Source organism: Amycolatopsis sp. WGS_07 (assembly GCF_045278895.1).
Taxonomy (GTDB): Bacteria; Actinomycetota; Actinomycetes; order Mycobacteriales; family Pseudonocardiaceae; genus Amycolatopsis.
In genome coordinates this window covers 10,170,397-10,189,715 of the sequence record NZ_CP136053.1, presented here as the reverse complement: position 1 = coordinate 10,189,715, position 19,319 = coordinate 10,170,397, and the positions used below count along the sequence as shown (strand labels likewise).

Below are 19,319 nucleotides of genomic sequence, written 5' to 3'. Positions count from 1 at the left end.
CTTTGTGGACTCTCAAGCCTCGGTGTTAGCTTCGACGGCTTCCTGGATCACGTGCGCGGCGTCGGCGAATGCGCCGGGGTTGGGGCCGGCGTAGTTGAGCCGGATGAAGCGGCCGGTCGGTTCGGCGGGGAACCATTCGTCGCCGGAGCCGATGACCACGCCGGCGGATTCGCAGTCGCGGACGACGTGGGCCAGGTCGACCGTGCCGGGCAGGCGTGCCCAGAGGTTCAGGCCGCCCTGGGGCACGGATTCCACGTGCACCGAAGGCGCGTGGTCGCGGAGGCCGGCGAGGAGCAGGTCGCGGCGGGTCTTGAGCTGGTGGCGGACCCGGCGCAGGTGGGTGCGCCACGCGGGCTGGGTCACGATGTCGAGTGCGACGGTCTGCAGCACGGTGCTGACGTACATCGACTCCGCCAGCGTGTCGACGAGGATCCGGTCGCGGGCCGGGCCTCGGGCGATCAGGGCGGCGACGCGGATCGCGGGGGAGACGCTTTTGCTGAGGGAACGGAGGTAGACCACGTGGCCGTCGTCGTCGCGGCCCGCTAGCGGCTGGGGTTCCGCGGTGATGCCGAAATCGTGCGCGGAATCGTCCTCGATCAGGAACGCACCGTGCCGGCGGACGGTGTCGAGGACGCGGCTGGCCAGGTCGGGATGCCACAGCGCGCCGGTCGGGCTGGCGAAGCTGGGCTGCGCGTAGAAGGCTCGCGCGCCGGTTTGCTCGAACGTCCTGGCCAGCACGTCGGGGTCCGGTCCGTTCGGGCCGCTCGGCACCGGCACGACCGCGACGCCCGCCTTCGTCGCCGCGAGGATGGCTCCCCAGTACGTCGGCGACTCCAGCAGCAGCGGCTGTCCCGGTCCGGCCAGTGCGCGGAACGCGGTGACCAGTCCGCTCTGGCTGCCTGGCGTGATCACGACGTCCCGCGGAGTCACCGGGGCGATTCCGGCCGGGGTCGCGGTGCGGAGTTCCGCGGCGAACCAGGCCTGCAGTTCGGGGATGCCCGCGGTCGGCGGCCGTCCGACCAGGGCGGCGGTCCGGGCCGCTCGGGAGAACGCGCTCCGGACCAGGCGCTCCGGGAGCAGCTCCGGGTCAGGATAACCGGAGTGAAGCGCTACTGAGTTAGTAGATACCGGCTGCAGGGCCGCGGGTGGTTTGAGCAGCCGGTGCCCGGGGGTGCCGAGTGCCGCGGTCTGCCAGCCGTAGTCGCCGGATCCGGTGGCGGGGAGTGCGCGGACGAAGGTGCCGACGCCCGGCACGCTTTCCACCAGGCCCTGGGAAGACAGGCTGCGCAGTGCTTTCTGGACGGTCACCGGGCTGGCCGAGTACCGCGCGACCAGTTCCCGCGACGACGGCAGCTTGGCCCCCGCCGGCGCGGTGCTGATCCACGTGCGCAGGGTCGAGGCGATCCGGGAGCTGCTATCGTCGGACATGAAACTGAAGGATAGCGCTACTCTTCCGGTAGCACCGGCGCTACCCCGGACCGGCCTCTGGTGGGGCCTGCTCGGCGTCGTGGCGTTCTCGTTCACGATGCCGTTCACCCGGGTCGCGGTGGAGAACGACGGCTTCTCGGCGATGTTCATCGGCGCGGCGCGGGCAGTGGTCGCCGCGGTGCTCGCCGCGATCGCGCTGATGGTCACCAAACAACGTCTCCCGCGCGGTGCCCAGTGGGTTCGCCTCGCGGTCGTCGCGGGCGGGGTGGTGATCGGGTTTCCGGTGCTGACCTCCTACGCCCTCACGACAGCGTCCGCCAGCCACGGTGCCGTCGTCATCGCGTTGCTCCCCGCCGCGACGGCCGTAGTAGCGGTGCTCCGCACCAGCGAACGTCCACCTGCGACGTTCTGGGTTCTGGCCGCGGTCGGTGCCGCCGCCGCGATCGGTTTCGCTGTCCTGCAAGGCGGCGGTCTCAGCGGAGTGCAATGGTCGGATGCGCTCTTCTTCGGCGCGGTGCTGGCTGCCGCGGTCGGGTACGCGGAGGGCGGGCTGCTCGCGCGGGAATTGGGTGCGTGGCAAACCGTTTCGTGGGCGCTGGTGGTCGCTTCGCCGTTGATGGTCGCGCTGACCGTGGTGTCGACGGCGAGTCACCCTCCACACGCGACAGTCGGGGAGTGGGCCGCGTTCGCGTATCTGGCGGTGGTGAGCATGTACCTGGGCTTCTTCGCGTGGTACCGGGGATTGGGCCTTGGCCCGATGACTCAGGTCAGCCAGGTGCAGTTGGTGCAGCCGGTGCTGAGCCTGGCGTGGGCGGCGGTATTCCTGGGCGAACAGCTTACCTGGCAGACGATTCTGGGCGGCGTGGCGGTGATCGCCTGCGCGGGCAGCGCGGTGCGAGTGCGGGCCGCGCGGCCTCCGGTCGGCTGAGGTCTCCTGGGCACGGATCTCGTCCGGCCGGGCAGCGTTCGTCGTCGCCGGTCCGCTGCCCGGGCTAGAACGGAGAGGTGACCTCCCTCGCCGAACAGACCCGTTGGCTCGACGTGACCGAGCAGGCCGCGCTGGTGGCGTCGGGGGAGGTGAAGGCAGGCGAACTCGTCGAGGCGGCGATCGAACGCATCGAGCGGTTCGATCCGGCCCTCGGCGCGGTCCCGCTGCGGTATTTCGACCAGGCGCGCGAGGCGGATCCGGCGGGGCCGCTCGCCGGTGTTCCGTTCCTGGTCAAGGATTTGTTCACCGAGGTCGCCGGGCAGGTGTGCACCAACGGGAACGTCGCGCTCAAGGCGTCGGCCCGGCCTGCCCCGGCGGACAGCCCGCTGGTGGCGCGGTTCCGCGCGGCTGGGCTGGTTTTCGCCGGACGGACGGCGTGCAGCGAGTTCGGCACGGTTCCCGCCGCGGAGTCCGCGGCGTGGGGAGCGACTCGAAACCCGTGGGACACCGTGCTTTCGCCCGGCGGGTCCAGCGGTGGCGCCGCGGCCGCGGTGGCGGCGGGGATGGTGCCTGCCGCGCACGGCACCGACGCCGCGGGATCGATCCGCATCCCGGCGTCCTGCTGCGGGCTGGTCGGGTTCAAGCCGTCGCGGACGAGCGGGCAGGGCGCGAGTTCGGTGTGGGACTTGATCAGCGAACTGGCCGTGACGCGGTCGGTGCGGGACACCGCGCTGCTGCTGGGTATCGCGCGTGACGACACAGCTGTCGAGCTGGGCGTCGCTCCGGGACGGCTGCGCGTCGGTCTGCTCGACACCCGGCCCGACGGTGCACCGGTGCACGCGGACTGCGCCGAGGCCGCGCGTTCGGCGGCTCGGCTGCTGGAATCGCTGGGACATCACGTCGAACCCGGTTTCCCGGCCGCGCTGGGCGACTCGACGCTGGACGGGCTGTTCGCGGCGTTCTGGACCTCAGGCATGGCTTCGGTGCTCGGCGAACTCGGGCGCCAGCTGGGCCGCGAGGTCACCGAAGCGGACGTCGAACCGCTCAACTGGACGCTCGGCGCGCTGGGCGCCGAGGTGACCGCGGCGGATCGGCAGGCCGCGGTCGACGGCGTCGCTGGGTTCGCCCGGTCCGTTGTGGACTGGTGGGCGGACCACGACCTCCTGCTCACCCCGACGCTGGCCGAACCGCCGCTGCCGGCTGGCGCGCTCAGTTCCGATCCGGCGGACCCGCTGGCTCCATTGGGACGGGCTCAGCAGTTCGCACCGTTCACGCCGTTCGCCAACTTCACCGGTCAGCCCGCGATTTCCCTTCCGCTGCACACAAGTTCCGCTGGGCTGCCGATCGGGGTGCAGCTCGTTGCCGCGCCCGGGCGAGAGGACATGCTGTTGCGGGTCGCGGCGCAGTTGGAGGCCGTGGCACCGTGGCGAGACCGGCGCCCAGACATCAGGCGTGCGTCCGGAACTCACGGCTGAGGTGCTCCTGCAGCCGCGCGTGGCGAAACTGGTACACCGCGCCAGCCTGGCGCAGCACCCCGCGCTGATACGCGTCGTCCAGAAAAGTCGTTACCGCCCAAGGCAACCGGCCGGTCAACGGCAGCCAGACGCGGGACAGCAGCACCCACTGTCCCCAGGCGGTGAACGCCAGCACGTACGAGAGTCCGCCGCCTAGACCGCCGACAGTGCCGATGAGCAAGCCCGAAGACAACGGCCAGCGGAGCGGGCCCAACGGCCGTTGAAGGAGTTCGACCAGCAGCCAGCCGCCGAAAGCGATCGCGAGCGCGACGGCCGGAACGAGAATGAGCAACTGCCGCAACGCGGTCGTGCGGTTCGTGGCCAGCAGGCCGAGCGGGGTGGCGGCCGAGCCGACGTCCAGCGGGATCTCCAGCGCGGCGATCAGCCCGAACACCAGCCCGGCGGCGAGCCCGAAAATGAGTCCGTAGACCAGTGTGGGGACGAGCATCTTCCCGATGATTGTCCTGCCGTCCGAAGGAAAACCGAAGAGCAGCCCGTGCAACGCGGTGTTCACCGGGCCGTAGCCGAGCCCGATCACGAAGCCGCCCAGCAGAGCGGCGCCGAGCCGGGCGGCGTAGGCGTGGAAGAACTGCCTGCCGGTTCGATGTCGTCCCCGTAATCGGATCTGCACTCGCGAGGGCTCGACCGTTCTTCCCCGGCACACGATCACGAGGCCGTAGACCAGACCGAAGGCCAGCCCGACCATCGGGCCGATCAGGAGCCCGTCCATCAGCCCGGCGCGGAAGGTGAACGCGGTCCCCCGGCTGACGAGGTCGAGCGGAACGAAGACGAGCCAGTTCAGCAGGGCGATGGCCAGCGTCGAAGCCGCGACGACGGCGAGGATGCGCGACGAACGGCGCAGCGAACCGCCCAGCCGCCACCACGCCAGGTCCTGGCCGCCGTCGAGCTGGCCCACGTGCTGGGCGAGATAGCCCAGCCACCGCTGGGCGCGTTCGGGATCCCAGTTCCGGTGCGGGCGGGCCGGCTGCGGGGGCCGGTGCTGATAGACGGTGGGCACGAAGCTGGCGAGCAGGTGGTCTTCGAGGGCGTCGGACGTCGGGAACCGGGTGCCGTCGAGCAAGACCGCCGGGTCGTGGCCGGGGACGTCGCTGTAGACGGTCCGGGCGAGAACCAGCATCAACGGCGTTCTCAACGCGGCGGCCAGGGGCCCGTCCGGACAGGCGCGCAGTTCAGCGAGCACCGGGTCCCACAGGTTTCCGCCGCCCGAGGTTCGGCGGGTGGTGCGGGGCAGGTAGTGGGCGACGTCGGCCGGGATGAGGTCGAGCAGTTCCACGCCGGCGGCCGCGGTCGGCACGTCGGTCGCGGCGACCGCTCGCGCGTACTCGTCCGGGCGGCTGGTCAGCACGAACGGCAGCGAGGTCGCGCTGAGCGCGGCCAGCGCGGCGGCGTGCAGTCCGGCGGCGATCTCGTCGAACCCGTCCAGCACCGGGAGGATGCTTCCGGTTTCGACCAGTTCGGCGGCCACCGAAGCGGTCAGGCCGGGATAGTCGGGGTAATCCTGAGGCAGCCGTTCGATCAGCCAGTCCCGCAGGGTGTGCGCCGCCGGGTCCCACGAACCGAGGTTGAAGATCGTCGGCACCGGGTCGTGAGCCGAGCGGGTCCGGAGGCAGGCCAGCACGAACCGCAGCGTCAGGATCGTCTTGCCGGAGCCGGCCCGGCCCAGCACCACCAGCCGTCCGGACGGAATGCGCCGGTAGACCGCGGCGATGTCGTCCAGTTCGCCGGTCAGGTCCAGCGGTTCGGACGTGCCGCCCGGCCGGACGCCGCGGATGTTGTCCCAGCGATCGGTCAGCCGCGCCGGGGCCTGCTGCCAGCGCACCGGCAGCGGGAACGGGTCGTGGACGCGGCGTTGCTCTTCCTCGCGTTGCCAGCGAGACATGACCACCTGGGCGAACTGCCCCGCGGCGGCGGGCAGCGCGTTCCGGGTCCGCGGCGGCTCGCTCTCCTCCGGATCGGGGGACGCGCCGAACTCGGCCAGCAGCGCGCGACGTTCGGCCGCCGTGGTCCCCAAAGCTTCGGCGAGCAGCTTCACGGTGCCCATCCGCGGATCGATGGGTTTGCCGTTCTCCAGCCGCCGGATGGTGCTCACGCTGACCTCGGCGCGCTCCGCCAGCTGCTCCTGCGTCAACCCCGCCCGGCGGCGCATCTCGCGCAGCAGAACCCCGGCCCGGCTCGTCACCGCGCAGACCCCTCACTCTTGCCCTCCGGCGAGCTTACCGGTCCGGCCGGTCAGCTATGACCGGCTTGTGCTCTGGTGCGACGACCTGCGCGAACGCCACGATCGGCGGGGCCGGATCCCCAGACCGGCCACCCTCGTCATCGGAGAGACATGGCCGCCGATTTCCGGTATTGGTGCGGCGAATGCGGCTACCGGACGCCTTGGCTCACGCGGTCGCCGGGCGCCGAGAAGCTGGCGCGGCACTACGCCGAGTGCCATCCCGGCGTTCCGCCAGTGGGGCAGGCGGAGCGCCGGCCGACCGGCGGCGGGGTGGGCTGCCTGGTGCTGGCGGGCGTGCTGCTGCTGATCTTGGTGGCGGTAGCCGTCTGCCGGTACCAGGCGCCGTAAAGCAGAGAACCCGACAAACAAGGAGCGTGCGTGCGCACCCGACGAAACAGTTTCCTCCTCGCCGTGATCGCGGTGCTCGTCCTGGCGGTCACCGGGACGGCCACCGCCTCGGCCGCGGCGGCGAAACGGGTCTTCAACTCGATGCAGATCCTGTTCGACCCGAACAGCCCCGACCACTTCTGCACGATCGGGGCGGTCGGCACCGACAAGTACGACCGGAAGATCGCCGTCTCGGCGGGGCACTGCCTCGCCGACGCGCCCGGGCAGAAGTACTCCGACCGGGACATCCCGGAGAACATCGCGCCGGTCTACGACCGGGGCGACACCGGGTTCGGCCCGATCGGCTACGTGCGGTACTTCAAGGACCGCGAAGGCTCGATGACCGGCCACCCGACCAAGGATTACATGATCATCGAGCTGGTGCCGTCGGTGACGCTCTCGTCGCAGGGGCCGTACCTGAAGCAGACCGGCGAGCTGGAGGTTCCCGGCGGGCAGGCCAGCCCCAACGCGCTGAACCCGGCGCTGGACAACGAGCGCCTGCTCGGCGCCGCGCTGAACAACACCAACGAACTGGTGGTCTCGGGCCAGCTCGGCGTCTGGTACGGCCGGGTCACCAACAACTCGAACGGCGTCTACCAGTCGTGGGCCAAGCACCAGGGCGGCGACTCCGGCGGACCGGCGATCTGGCACGTGCCCGGCACCGAATACCCCGGGCAGAGCAACAACTTCCAGGCGGCCGGCCCGTGGGCGGGCATCACGAAGGCCGTCATCCTGGGCGTTCCGCAGTACGTCTACACCAGCTCGGCGAACATCCTCGCCGACCTGCGCGCCCGCGACGCCGCGCACCCCGGCACCTACGGCGCCGGTTTCCACGTGACCCAGAACCCGTGAACCGTCCCGCTACCGAGAAAGTGACCATGAGACCGTTGCTTACGCGTACGCGCGCCGTGGTGTCCGCGGCCGCGGCGGTGCTGGCCGTCGCCTTCACCGGCCCCGCCGCGCACGCCGACCCCGCCCCGCCGGCCTTGACCGACGGCTACGGCCTCACCCAGGTCGGGACGGCTCAGGGCACCGCCACCAACTTCGTCCTCACCGTGACGACTCCGGCGGTCGCGGGACAGCACCACATCCGCGTCATCGTCCCGAGCAGCTATTACACCGAAACCAGCACGCGCTACCCGGTGTTCTACTTCCTGCACGGGGTCGGCGACGATCCGAGCAACCCGCATCTGGCGTACCCGGCGATGCTGGCCAGCCAGAAGGTGATCACCGTGGTGCCCGACGGCGGGCTGCGCGGCTGGTACACCGACTGGGTCCGCCAGGACACCGCGGCCGGGGCGCAGAACTGGGAGACCTTCCATCTCAACCAGGTGATCCCGTTCATCGACGCCAACTTCCGCACCGTCGCGGCCAAGTCGGGCCGGGCTGTCGGCGGACTGTCCATGGGCGGGTTCGGCGCCCTGCATTATGCGGAGGACCGGCCCGAGTTGTTCAGCCAAGCCGTTTCGCTGTCCGGTGCGATCGACTTCAACCTGTACTGGGTCCGCACGGCGATCCGCGGCACGCTGTCCAACGTCGGCTTCGCCATGTCGGGCACTTCCGGCTCCGGCGAGGGGACCGGTGGCAGCGGATTCGGCCCGGCCGTGCCGACCGACTCCGCCTTCGGGCCGCTCAACGAGGCCGGCGACATGTCCGCGGCCCTGGCGCACGGCCCGGTCGTGAACGCGGGAAAGCTCGCCAGCGTCGGCGTTTCGCTCTACACCGGCTCCGGCAACGGCAACCCGATCAACGTCGTCCTGGACGAACCGGCGTTCGCCGAGTCGGTCACGGAGGTCGCTCAGCAGAACATGAAGGCGGCGCTGGACAAGGCCGGACATCCTTACTACGCCGTGGATTACGGCAACGGCAAGACGTGGGGACCGAACTGCCGGGGCAAGCACACAGCTGGCTGCTGGGGGCAGGACCTGGTGGATTATTTCCCCCGGCTGGAGCAAGCTTTCGCTGCTGCCGGGTAGGAAGTGCCCCGGATGGAGTGGTCTCCGCTCCGTCCGGGGCACCATCGTTTCCGGCTAGAGGCTTAACCGGCCAGTGCTGTCCGAGACCGCCAGGTCGGCCGGGCGCAACTCGACCGTTTCCGGTGCACCGTCGAGCAATTCGAGCAGCTTCGGCAGGTAGTTGGTCAGCACGCCGGTGTTGTGTGCGTCAAGGGCCGCCCGTGACGGGTACTTCTCGACCACCGTCACTCGCAACGGCTCCGAATCGGGTTCGACGTAGAAGGCGTACCGCAGCGTTTCCGGCTCGGTTCGCAGCACTTCGGGGACCAGTTCGGAAAAGAGCGCGAGCAGTTCCGCGCCGCGACCCGGCTTGGCCTGGAGACGGGCGAGGACCACGATTTCGGACAAGGGAAGCTCCTGATCGGTCATGCGCCGAGCACCGGAAGGCGCAGCGCGGAAGGTGACTTTTCGTTGTGGTGCAAGGTGTGCCGCGCGATGACCGCCTCGTCGAGGGTGCCGAACTCCGGCACCGTGCGAGTGTGCAGATTGCGGCTGTAGCGCGGGAAACTGAACCCGGCGACCTGTATCCGGATGCGGTGGCCAGGGTCGAAGCGGTGCGCGACGTCGTGGAGGGTGACTGTCACGCGGCTGGGCTCTTCGGCGTCGAGCCAGTCCGTGTCGCCGCCGTTGCGGTAGCGGGCTCGTTGCGCGCCTTCGGCGACGTTGAGCGCGAAGCCGTCGGGTTCGACGTCCACCAGCGTGACGCACGCATCGGCGTCCGGTGCGGTGCTGGTGACGAAGGCGATCAACTCGGCTTGACCGGCGATCGTCACCGCCTCGGTCAGCGGAGCGCTGGTATAGATGAGCACGTCCTCGCGTCCGTCGACTGCGCGCTGATCCTGAATTCCTCCTGGCACCGCGGCGGAATCTCCCTCGAAGGTGATCACCCCGCCGTGTGTGGGAAACGGGTCGTGCGGGTCGGCGGTGAACGTGTCTGAGCCGGAACCGTGGCCTCCTTCGCGGGTCAGCTTGCCGGAGGAGAGCGTCCATTCCTCGACCGTCGCTGCCGGCGGCCACGCGGGTGCGTGCGCCCAGGTGTTGGACCCGCCGACGAAATAGCTGACCCGGTCGGACAGATAAGGCGCGGCAGCGGGGTAAGCCGAACCGTCGCCGCCGCGGAGGTGCCGATCGAAGAACGCGGCGAGCACTGGGCTCCACGTCGGCACCCCGGCCGCGGCGTTCGGCAGCACTCGCGCGCCGACGTCGCCGAACGCGCTGTAGGTGCCCGAGTGCGTCCACGGTCCGGCGATCAGGCTGGCTTGCGCATTGCCCGCCAGCCGGGCCGCGAGCCGGAACTGGGTGGGGCTGGTGAAATCCCGGTACCCGCTGATCTGCAGGAACGGGATGCCGACCCGCTCCGGTTCGGTGAGCAGGGTGGGCCGGTCCCAGAACGGATCGTGCGGCGAACGCAGCCAATCCGCCCAGGACGGCGCGACCCGGCTGTCGTCGAGCGGGGCGATCCGGTCCAGCGGCAGCTGGCTCACCGTGGCCCGACGGTCCGCGAAGGCCTCGTCCAGCGACTTGCGCACCTGGTCCCGCTCGGCCTCGCTCAACGAGGTGTGGTCCAGACCTTCCTGTGCCATCTCGAGGGCGTACAGGGTTAGAAAGCCCAGTTCGAACAGCCCGCCCGGACGCGCGGTGTGCCGCATGTCGGCGGTTCCGATCAGCCCGACCGCCGCCTTGAGGTGCGGGTTCCGCGCGGCGACGGCCTGCAGCACCGTCATGCCCAGGTACGACGAACCGTAGATGCCGATATTGCCGTCGCTCCAAGGCTGTTGCGCGGCCCAGTCGATGGCGTCGGAGGAGTCGTTGTACTCCTGCGTGATGAAGTCGAACTGGCCGCCGGACCCGAACCGGCCTCGGCTGTCCTGCACCAGCACCGCGAAGCCCTGCCGGGCCAGCCACACCGGATCGGCGACGAGCCCGGAGACCCGGAACACGCCCGCGCGGTCGTAAGGGGTGCGGTGCAGCAGCACGGGCCAGCGGCCGTCCTCGTCCGGCCGGTACAGGTCGCCGACGAGCGTGACGCCGTCCCGGGTCGTCATCTCGATACCAGCGTCGATGCGGGGGTTGTGCACGGTGAACTCCCATTCGGCTGAGCGCTGTTCTCGCTGCGGCCGACCGTAGCACTAACGGTTGCAAAACACTAACCGTTGTTGTTACGTTGGGTGCATGAAAGCAGTGCGCTTCGCCGAATACGGCGGCCCCGACGTCCTTCACCTGGCAGAAGTGCCCGAACCCCACGCCGGCCCCGGCCAAATCCGCGTAGCGGTGCGCGCGGCGGGGGTGAACCCGCACGACTGGCGAACCCGGGAGGGCCAGTTCCGGCGGATCCGCCCGATCGAACTGCCCTCCGGCGTCGGACAGGACGCATCCGGCGTCGTCGACGAGGTGGGCGAGGGCGTCACCGGCATCGCGGTCGGCGACCAGGTGTTAGGCCGAGGCTCGAACACCTACGCCGAATTCGCCGTGTTGTCGTCCTGGGCGCGGTTGCCCGACGGGCTGAGCTTCGCCGAGGCGGCTGGGTATCCGTCGGTGGTGGAGACCGCGCTCCGGACCATCCGGTTGTCCGGCGTCCAAACTGGACAGACGCTGCTGGTGAGCGGCGCGGCGGGCGGCGTCGGGTCCGCGGTCCTGCAAATCGCCCGGGACAAGGGAATCAAGGTGATCGGCACCGCCGGGCCCGCGAATCAGGACTACGTGCGAAGCCTGGGCGCGCTCGCGACCACGTACGACGACGGATGGGTCGACCGGGTGCGTCAGCTGGGCAAGGTCGACGCGGCGCTGGATCTCAATGGCGCGGGCGTGATCCGCGGGCTGCTGGACCTGACTGGCGATCCGGAGAAGGTGATCACCATTGCCGACCTGGAGGCGCCCATGCTGGGCATCCGGTTCGCCGGTGTGGGCGGCAACATGCCGGAGGCGCTGGCCGAGGCAGTGCGCTTGATCGGGCTTGGCAAGCTCCGCATTCCGGTGGACAAGTCCTATCCGCTGGCCGAGGCGTCGGCGGCGCACGCGGACAGCCAGGCCGGGCACACTCGCGGCCGCCGGGTTCTGCTGGTGTGACGTGCCGGTGACCGCCTTTCGCCAGCGCGCTTGCGCACCTCCGCGGCGACGACGATGGCGCTGGCGAAGGCGGCTTCCTGGCCGGAAGCGCGGGAGGTGTGTCCGGCAATAGGCCGCGCTATTTCGTGCAAGCCTGCCGGAACTGCGGCCGCCGCGGATGTGCCGATGTTTCGAGCCGTTCGATCGTCCGCCGTCCGGGGGGCGCGAGCGGTGAGTCGTCGCGCATCCCGTTCACCAGGATGTCCTGGTGGAGGCGTTGCAAGGCGATCGAAGGAGTCAACCCCAGTTCGTCGGCCAGCAGGATGCGGACCTGGCGGTAGGCCTCGAGCGCCTCGTAGCGGCGGCCGCCCGCGTTCAGCGCCGTGATGAGCTGGCTGTGAAACCATTCGTTGAACGGGTGCAAGGCGACCAGCGTGCGAAGCTCGGACACCAGTTCCCGATGCCGGCCGAGCTGCATCTCGGCCTCGATGCGCAGCTCCAGCGCCATGAGCCGCTTGTCCTCCAAGTGTGTGGCGAAGTTCCGCAGCAGTTCCCCCTTTTCGACGTTGGCGAGCGCGGGCCCGGACCACAGCGAGAGCGCCCGCCGGGCCCGGTTCGCGCATTCCTCCGGCCGTCCGGCCGCGCGGAAACGCTGCGCCTCGGTGACCAGCTGGTCGAAAAGCGTCACGTCGAGGTCGTTTTCCCCGCCGAAAACGTAGCCCGGGGGAATGGTGCGGATGACCAGTTCGCCTGCCTTGCGGCCGAGTTCGCTGATGAAGGTCTTCCGCATTTGGTAGATGTAGGTTTGCGCCGTCGTGACCGCGCTTCGCGGCGGATTCTCCTGCCACAGTTCCTCGACGATCGTGTCCACCCCGACCACCTGTTTGGCGTGCATGAGCAAAAGGGCGAGGACGGGTCTGATCTTCGGGGCGTGCGGGGTGATGTCTCGCTCGTTGTGTATTAGTCTCAAGGGGCCTAATACTCTCGACTCCATAAAGCTTGGCCTTTCCTGGGGAGCATGGCGTCGTCCGAACCGAGGCTAACGGTGGTGCGCGGACCCCGGCAAGGATGCCTTTCGGCGTACCACCAGGAGCAGCGGGCATGTCACTTTCGGATCATTCGCCAGGCTTCGCCGCCGGAACGGAAAAGCGCCCCAGACCGCCGAGACGGACTGGAGCGCCGGAAAAACGGTCACGCGACCGGCAAAACGAGCGTCGCTTTGTTCACCGCGTCGATCCGGGACACCGCGCCCAGTTTCGCGAAGATGTTCCGCAAGTGCCGCTTGACGGTGCCCTCGGCGATGGATAACCTGATCGCGATCTGATTATTGCTCAGCCCGGCCGAAACCTGTTCGAGAACCTCGAGTTCGCGCCGCGACAGCTGATTCGCCGGAGAACCCGGCAGCGCGCCGGGATTGTCGCCGCGGGCGGCGAGGCTTTCCCTCGGCACCGACAGCACGAACCAGTCCTCGCGCGCGATGACCGACCGGATCGCGATCACCAGCTCCTGCCTCGTGGTGTTCGTGGCCAGGCAGCCGTTCACGCCCATGGCCAGGATGTCGGCGGCGGGAAAGGGCTGCTCGGCCACGGTCAGGACGATGACCGGGCATCCGGGATGAGCCGTGTGCAGCCGGTCGATGATGCCGGACAGCCCGCCCAGGTCCCGCAGGGACACCAGAACCACGTCGGGACGGCTCTGCGCAATGGCGGAAAACGCGGATTCTTCGTCGGCCGCGTCGCCGATGATCTGAATATCGTTTTCGATGGACAGCACTTCTTGCAGCATTTCGCGGAAAAGCGTCTGTCTCTCGATCAGGAGCACCTTCGCGGTATCCAGGTCGAGTTTCACGGCCCACCCCCGGGGCTCGGCTGCTGGCCGGCGACGATCGTCCAGGAATGGCCTGGCGGTCTCCGTCGCAGCCATGGCTAAGTCCGACCCAGTCAAGGGTAGCAGGCGGACAAGCCCGTCACTACCGCGCAAGCGGGCGGTCCGGGCGATTCGCTCGCCACCCCTGATCGAAGAAAAACTTATGACTGCGGCCAGCAGCGCATAATGGGACAGTAATTGCGGAGAGAATATTCCAACCCTGGGGGGAACGGCGAAACGTCCCAAGCCGAACTTCCGCTCCGCCGGCGTCCGGCCTGGCTTCGCGCTTGTCTCCGGTAATCGATGGTGCTCGCGGTGCCGAGTGCGGTTCGTCGAAGTCCTCCCTCTCGGCGGGTTCGCCCGGAACACTCGGCATCCGGCGCGAATCCCGTCTGCGGACGCGGGACTGGTGGTGGCTGTTCCCCCAGGCTGGTTTCGGAGCCAGGCCCGTGCCGGAGCGTTTCCCGCGCGCGCGAGAACGCCCGCGGCCGGCGACGGTCTCGCGGGAAATCGCGGTCATGGCCGCGGTTTCCCGCTTCCGCCACGATGGCCTTTCCGATGGCCGAACCCTAACAAACTCGACAAGACCTTGTCAAGGTTGCCGGGGTTCGCTACCGTGGATATCGACAAGGTCTTGTCGATATTCGGGTCGGTTCCAGGAGGGGAAGATGCGTACTCCGCGGCCGGAACGTTCCCGCATCCCGTTGGGGGAACGGAAAGTACCGGCTGTGCCGAGCCGTGCGCCGTCCCGGCGGGGCGGCTTCGCGGTCGAGGACGTCTTGCGCTGGGCCGATCCGGGCAAGTGGCGGTCCGGGAAGGAGAGCGGAAACGGTGCGGCAGCGGCGAAATGCGCCGGTGCCGGCCGGACCTGAGCCCCGCCACCCCCTCGGGGGCGCTTGTGCCCGGTCGCCCGTGCGGGAGATCGGGCACGAGCGTTGCCCGGTTTCCGGGGACGCGTTTACGACAGCCGGAAGACGAAGAAGTTGATGTCCAGGCCCTCGACGACCCGGCTGACCTGGGAGACGACTTCCTGCCGGAACCCCTCGGTGTCGATGAGCTGCTGCAGATAAGCCAGATCGCCCGCGTTGCTGAAGAAAATGATCATCCGGCCCTGTTTCGCCAAATACTGGCGGGCCTCGCGGAAGAATCTGGTCAATGCCTGGTAGTTCTCGTCCGAGGTGGCGGCCTCCAGCATGGTGTTCGGCGCGAACCACCGGAACGGCGGATTGAAGACGATCAGGTCGAAGGTGCCGTCGACATTGCTGAAAATATCGCTTTCGCGCACCTCGATGCGATCGTCGAGTCCGTTGCGGAGCGCGTTGTCGTGGGTCGTCTTCATGCAGTGCGGGTTGATGTCGACGGCGAGGACGTCGGTCGCCTTGGTGGCCGCGATGACGGCGTTGACGCCGCATCCGGTTCCCATGTCCAGCACCCGGTCCCCGCGTTTGACCTCGGCCAGCACGGCCTCGCCGAGCAGCTGGGAGAGCGGGCCGATCCGCTTGACCTCCGGCGGCACCACGAAGGTCAGCCCGAACAGCGAGGTCGTCTCGGTGTCCTCGGCCTTCGTGGTGTTCACCATGGCTTCGTGAAAGCGCCGGATGCGCTCGGCCCGCTCGGGGGACATCAGCGGACGGTAGGCGTCGGCGCTCGTTTCGCCGACGGCGTTCTGTGAGTCGCTCATGGCATTACGGTAAATGCCGGCCATCGAGGAGGATTCGAGTCGCGGTGGTGCTCAGCGCCGCGCGATGATCAGATTCCACGGCGACGGCGGACCGAACGGCGAACCGGCGGAGAATTCCGGAATCACCTTGTCGACCCGGAAACCCGCGCCGGTGAGGGCCGCGCGGAATTCCCGCTGCGAGCGCAGCCGGCCGCCGAAGAGGGTGCGCAGGAAGAGATTGCGGAAAATGGTCTCGTCGGAGGAGATCTCCGTCGGCGACTGCTCGGGACCGAACCAGTCGATCACCAGCAGGGCGGTTCCCTCGGGGACGGAGCGATAGCAATTCCGGAGAATCCGGTCGACCTCGTGGTCGCCCCAGTCGCAGACGATGCTCTTGAGAATGTAGAGATCGCCGTCGGCGGGCACCTTTTCCAGGAAGCTGCCCGCGACGAACTCGATGCGCCGCGAGATCGTCGGCTCGATGGACGCCCGCGCCATCTCGATGACGCTGGGCGTCTCGTAGAGCAGCCCGCTCGGGCCAGGGGTGTTGTGCAGGATGCTGCTCAGCAGCACCCCTTTGCCGCCGCCGAGATCGACGATCTTCCGGTGCCGGGAGAAATCGTAGGCGGCGAGCAGGCCCTCGACGCAACCGCCGGAGAGTTCGGTCATCACGTCCTGGAACGCTTCCCCGGCGGTCTTGTCCTCCTCGAAGTGCTGATAGATGCCGCGGCCCGAGATGCTCCGCGGCGGAGCGCCGCTCAGGACCAGGCTGGAGATCTGCTCGTACATCCGGTTGGTCCCCGGCGCGGTGAGGAAGCGGGCGAACTTGGCGTCGAAGGTGTTGAACCGGAGCAGCCTGCCCCGGTCGGTCAGGCGGAGGTTCTCGTTCTCGTCGACCTCGACCAGGTCGAGGTACGCGCACACGGAAAGGAAACCGGGCAGGATTCCGGGATCGGCGCCGACCGCGGCGCACAGCTCGGGAACGGGCATCGGCCCGGCCGCAAGGACGTCGGCGAGGTGCAGTTCCACAAAGGCCTTGATGATGTGCCCGGTGAAGCTTCCGAACAACTGTCCGTGGATCTGGTAGCTCAGGTCTGTCGCCGGGTCGTCCGACCAGTGGCGCTGCTGTACGGTCACGGTCACCTCCGGGTTCGTCGTCGGGAAGAGGTCAGCCCGCCGAGAGCCGGCGGGCGGCCGAGCCGATGCGCTCGTCGGCCGCGGTGAACGCGACCCGCACGTGCCGGGCTCCGGCTCGGCCGTAGAATTCGCCTGGGGCAACGAGAATCCCCAGTTCTGCCAGCTCCTTGAGGGTGACCCAGCAGGATTGGCCGCGGGTCGCCCACAGGAAAAGCGAAGCCTCCGAATGGTCGATCCGGAAGCCCGCCGACTCGAGGGCCGAACGCAGCAGGTCGCGCCGCCGCCGGTAGCGCGTCCGCTGCTGGTCGACGTGGCTGTCATCGCCGAGCGCGGCGATCATCGCGGCCTGCACCGGAGCCGGAACGATGTGACCGGCTTGCTTGCGCACCGCGAGCAGTCTTTCGACGAGCCGCGGGTCGCCGGCGGCGATTCCGGCCCGGTAGCCGGCCAGGTTGGAACGTTTGGACAGGGAATGGACCGCGAGCAGTCCCTCGTGGTCGCCCCCGCACACCTCGGGGGCGAGGATCGACACCGGTTCCGCGGTCCAGCCGTATTCGAGATAGCACTCGTCATTGACCACAATGGAGCCGCGTTCGCGCGCCCAGCCGACGATCTCCCGGAGCCGGTCCGCCGAAAGCACCCGGCCTTCCGGATTGGACGGCGAATTGAGCCAGACGATCCGGGGCGGCCTGCTCTCCTCGGAGAGGGGGCCGACCACGGTGGCCGCTCCGGCGAGCCGGGCGCTGACCTCGTAGGTCGGGAACGACAGCTCCGGCAGCGCGACCACGTCGCCGGGTCCGGTGCCCAGCATGGCGGGCAGCCAGGCGATCAGTTCCTTCGTGCCCGTGGCGGCCAGGACGTTCGCTGGGTCGACCGTGACCCGGTGCCGCCGCGCGAGCCAGTCCGCCGCCGCTTTCCGCAGCGCCGGTGTTCCCTCGCAAGGCGGGTAACCCGGGGTGTCGGTGGCTGAACGCAATGCCTGCTGCACGATTTCCGGAACCGGATCGACTGGTTCGCCGAGTGCGAGATTGACAATTCCGTCGGCGTGTTCCAGTGCCCGCCGGCGATGTTCGGCGATCGCGTCCCAAGGGAATGCCGGAAGGGTGCCGATCATGCCGCACGCTCCTGCCCTCGGGTGTTTTCGGCCGCGACGAATGACATGGCGAAATCCTCTCGGTTATCGGAGAGTTCCTGAACACGGTTTCCTGGTGACTCCGTCTCGAACGTAGTCGCGGCTGTTCGAGACGGAGTCGAGCGGAAAGCGCTCAGACAGCGCCCGTCAGTGCGCGGATTACCGCTATTCGTGGTCGATGCGCATTTCCTTGAGGAACCAGGTCAGGCAGAACCCGACCCAGAGCACGAAACTGGCGACGAGGAACATCGCCTGGCAGCCCGCGGCGAACGAGTCCACCACCGGACGGGCCAGCTGCGGGTCGAGCTGATGCAGGAAGGACATGTCGTTCAGGTCGACCCCGCCGCCGTTCGCGTTCTGCGCGAGGTCGTGCAGTTTGCTGTTGGCCGGCTTGCTCATCACGGCCGGATCGCGCAGCGCCTGATGGAACGCGTCGTTGCCGGCGGGGTCGGCGAACAGGGTGCCGATGCGTCCGGACGTGACGGTGAACAGGACGGTCAGGAGCGCGGAAACCCCGATGCTCGCGCCCAGCTGGCGGAACAGGCTCACCGACGCGCTCGCCACGCCGAGTTCGCTCTTGGGGGCCACGTTCTGCACCGCAAGCATGATGATCGTGATGGCGATCCCGATGCCGAGCCCGATCCACGCGACCAGCAGGATCGTCACCCACAGCGGCGTGCCGGACCCGGTGAGGGACATGCCCAGCAGCCCGCAGGCCATCGAGCCGAGCCCGATCAGCCCGATCGGTTTGTACCGGCCGGTGGCCTTGATGACCGCGCCGGTCGTCCACTGGGAGATGACCGCGCCGACCATCAGCGGGATGATCAGCAGACCGGCGGTCGTCGGGCTCATTCCCCGCACCAGCTGCAGGTAGAGCGGAAGAGTCGTGACGGTGCCGAACATGCCGACCCCGATCGTCAGCGCGATCGCGAGGCACAGGGCGATGCTGCCCTGGCGGAGCATGCGCAGCGGCAGGATCCCTTCGACCCCCATCCGCCGTTCCTGCAGGACGAACAGCACGATGCCCGCGGCGGAGATCGCGTACATGAGGATCGCCATGCCGGAGCCCCAGCCCCAGGTCATGCCCTGTTCGGCGACGAGGAGCAACGGGATGATGCCCAGCGCCAGCGTCGCCGCGCCCCAGTAGTCGATGCGGTGGTCGACCCGCTGATGGCGCAGGTTCAGCAGCCGGTACACGGTCAGCAGCGCGAGCAGGCCGAGCGGGACGTTGATGAGGAATGCCCAGCGCCAGCCGCTGATTCCGGCGATGGACGCGGCGCCGGCGAACGCGCCCCCGATGATCGGGCCGATCACGCTCGCCGCCACCCACACCGCGGTGGAATAGGTGAAGTAGCGGGCGCGGTCCTGGATGGGCGCCATGTCGCCGATGACCGCGGTCGGCAGCGACATCAGCCCGGCCCCGCCGAGGCCCTGGACGATCCGGGAGACCGCGAGCATTTCCATCGAGGTGGACAGGCCGCAGCCGACGGAGCCGATGACGAAGATGCTGATCGCGGCCAGGTACATCGGTTTTCGGCCGTAGATATCGGACAGCTTGCCGTAGAGCGGCATCGCGATGGTGGAGGCGATCAGGTATCCGGTGGTCGCCCATGCCTGCACCGTTTCGCCGTGCAACTGGTCGGCGATGGTGCGCATGGCGGTGGACACGATCGTCTGGTCCAGCGCTCCCAGGAGGATGGCCAGGAGCAGGCCGGATATCGCGGTGAGGATCTGCCGATGGGTGAACCCCCCGGTGTCCTCGCGCGCTCCCGCCTGTCCGGCTCGCTGCGCGGAGTCCGTCATTGCTTGCCCAACTTCGTGATCGAGGGCCGCGGCCCGTGACTTGCCCGGTGCGAGGCGCACCGGAGGAACCGACCCGGGCTCTGCCGTGGATGAGATTGACAAGCCCTTGTCGTTTACGAAGGTAGCGGGCGCGGCGGAATCTGACAAGCCCTTGTCGATTCTGGG

At 68.9% G+C, this 19,319-nt stretch carries 16 protein-coding genes; 6 read left to right on the top strand and 10 right to left on the bottom strand.

Going from position 1 to position 19,319, the window contains the following annotated elements:
- Window positions 1-12 precede the first annotated feature (12 nt).
- The gene (locus RPX00_RS47665) at window positions 13-1,428 is read right to left on the bottom strand and encodes a PLP-dependent aminotransferase family protein (protein ID WP_406636109.1); all 1,416 of its coding nucleotides are present in this window, start codon (window positions 1,426-1,428) and stop codon (window positions 13-15) included.
- On the opposite strand from RPX00_RS47665, the gene RPX00_RS47660 reads away from it, so the two are divergent.
- Together RPX00_RS47660 and RPX00_RS47655 are read left to right on the top strand one after the other, a co-directional pair.
- Window positions 1,427-2,356, top strand: a complete 930-nt coding sequence (locus RPX00_RS47660; RefSeq protein ID WP_406636108.1) for a DMT family transporter — start codon at window positions 1,427-1,429, stop codon at window positions 2,354-2,356. The genes RPX00_RS47665 and RPX00_RS47660 overlap by 2 nt on opposite strands.
- 77 nt (window positions 2,357-2,433) lie before the next feature.
- Window positions 2,434-3,831 carry an amidase gene (locus RPX00_RS47655; protein WP_406636106.1) on the top strand — a complete coding sequence of 466 codons (1,398 nt, stop codon included), beginning with the start codon at window positions 2,434-2,436 and terminating at the stop codon, window positions 3,829-3,831.
- Here the strand turns inward: RPX00_RS47655 and RPX00_RS47650 are convergent.
- On the bottom strand, window positions 3,803-6,070 hold the full coding sequence (locus RPX00_RS47650) for a helix-turn-helix domain-containing protein (RefSeq protein WP_406636104.1): 2,268 nt from the start codon (window positions 6,068-6,070) through the stop codon (window positions 3,803-3,805). The two genes, RPX00_RS47655 and RPX00_RS47650, sit on opposite strands and share 29 nt — an antisense overlap.
- A gap of 150 nt (window positions 6,071-6,220) precedes the next feature.
- Here RPX00_RS47650 and RPX00_RS47645 point away from each other — a divergent pair, with 150 nt between their 5' ends.
- The 3 genes from RPX00_RS47645 to RPX00_RS47635 are packed head-to-tail and all read left to right on the top strand — an operon-like array spanning window position 6,221 to window position 8,472.
- The gene (locus RPX00_RS47645) at window positions 6,221-6,457 is read left to right on the top strand and encodes a hypothetical protein (protein ID WP_406636102.1); all 237 of its coding nucleotides are present in this window, start codon (window positions 6,221-6,223) and stop codon (window positions 6,455-6,457) included.
- Between the two features lie 30 nt (window positions 6,458-6,487).
- Window positions 6,488-7,348, top strand: coding sequence for a hypothetical protein (locus RPX00_RS47640; protein ID WP_406636101.1), 861 nt, complete (start codon window positions 6,488-6,490; stop codon window positions 7,346-7,348).
- A gap of 26 nt (window positions 7,349-7,374) precedes the next feature.
- Complete coding sequence (locus RPX00_RS47635) at window positions 7,375-8,472, top strand: alpha/beta hydrolase (RefSeq protein ID WP_406636099.1); 1,098 nt, start codon at window positions 7,375-7,377, stop codon at window positions 8,470-8,472.
- Between the two features lie 54 nt (window positions 8,473-8,526).
- Here the strand turns inward: RPX00_RS47635 and RPX00_RS47630 are convergent, their stop codons facing one another.
- Window positions 8,527-8,880 carry a putative quinol monooxygenase gene (locus tag RPX00_RS47630; RefSeq protein WP_406636097.1) on the bottom strand — a complete coding sequence of 118 codons (354 nt, stop codon included), beginning with the start codon at window positions 8,878-8,880 and terminating at the stop codon, window positions 8,527-8,529.
- A complete protein-coding gene (locus tag RPX00_RS47625) occupies window positions 8,877-10,589 on the bottom strand; it encodes a CocE/NonD family hydrolase (protein ID WP_406636095.1) in 1,713 nt (570 codons plus the stop codon). Before RPX00_RS47625 ends, RPX00_RS47630 begins: the two co-directional genes overlap by 4 nt.
- A 94-nt stretch (window positions 10,590-10,683) precedes the next feature.
- On the opposite strand from RPX00_RS47625, the gene RPX00_RS47620 reads away from it, so the two are divergent.
- The gene (locus tag RPX00_RS47620; protein ID WP_406636093.1) at window positions 10,684-11,577 is read left to right on the top strand and encodes an NADP-dependent oxidoreductase; all 894 of its coding nucleotides are present in this window, start codon (window positions 10,684-10,686) and stop codon (window positions 11,575-11,577) included.
- 118 nt (window positions 11,578-11,695) lie between these two features.
- Here the strand turns inward: RPX00_RS47620 and RPX00_RS47615 are convergent, their stop codons facing one another.
- The 6 genes from RPX00_RS47615 to RPX00_RS47590 all read right to left on the bottom strand — a co-directional run bounded on the left by RPX00_RS47615 (window position 11,696) and on the right by RPX00_RS47590 (window position 19,154).
- Window positions 11,696-12,550, bottom strand: a complete 855-nt coding sequence (locus tag RPX00_RS47615; RefSeq protein ID WP_406636091.1) for a BTAD domain-containing putative transcriptional regulator — start codon at window positions 12,548-12,550, stop codon at window positions 11,696-11,698.
- 197 nt (window positions 12,551-12,747) lie between these two features.
- Complete coding sequence (locus RPX00_RS47610; protein WP_406636089.1) at window positions 12,748-13,668, bottom strand: LuxR C-terminal-related transcriptional regulator; 921 nt, start codon at window positions 13,666-13,668, stop codon at window positions 12,748-12,750.
- A gap of 712 nt (window positions 13,669-14,380) precedes the next feature.
- Window positions 14,381-15,103, bottom strand: coding sequence for a HemK2/MTQ2 family protein methyltransferase (locus tag RPX00_RS47605; protein ID WP_406636087.1), 723 nt, complete (start codon window positions 15,101-15,103; stop codon window positions 14,381-14,383).
- 51 nt (window positions 15,104-15,154) lie between these two features.
- Window positions 15,155-16,219 (bottom strand): methyltransferase, encoded by a 1,065-nt coding sequence (locus RPX00_RS47600; RefSeq protein WP_406636085.1) that lies wholly within the window; start codon window positions 16,217-16,219, stop codon window positions 15,155-15,157.
- A 31-nt stretch (window positions 16,220-16,250) separates the two neighbouring features.
- Window positions 16,251-17,333: a succinyldiaminopimelate transaminase gene (gene dapC, locus RPX00_RS47595; RefSeq protein ID WP_406636083.1), complete on the bottom strand. Its 1,083-nt coding sequence runs from the start codon at window positions 17,331-17,333 to the stop codon at window positions 16,251-16,253.
- Window positions 17,334-17,516: 183 nt separating this feature from the next.
- Window positions 17,517-19,154 (bottom strand): MDR family MFS transporter, encoded by a 1,638-nt coding sequence (locus RPX00_RS47590; protein WP_406636081.1) that lies wholly within the window; start codon window positions 19,152-19,154, stop codon window positions 17,517-17,519.
- Between the last annotated feature and the right edge of the window lie 165 nt (window positions 19,155-19,319).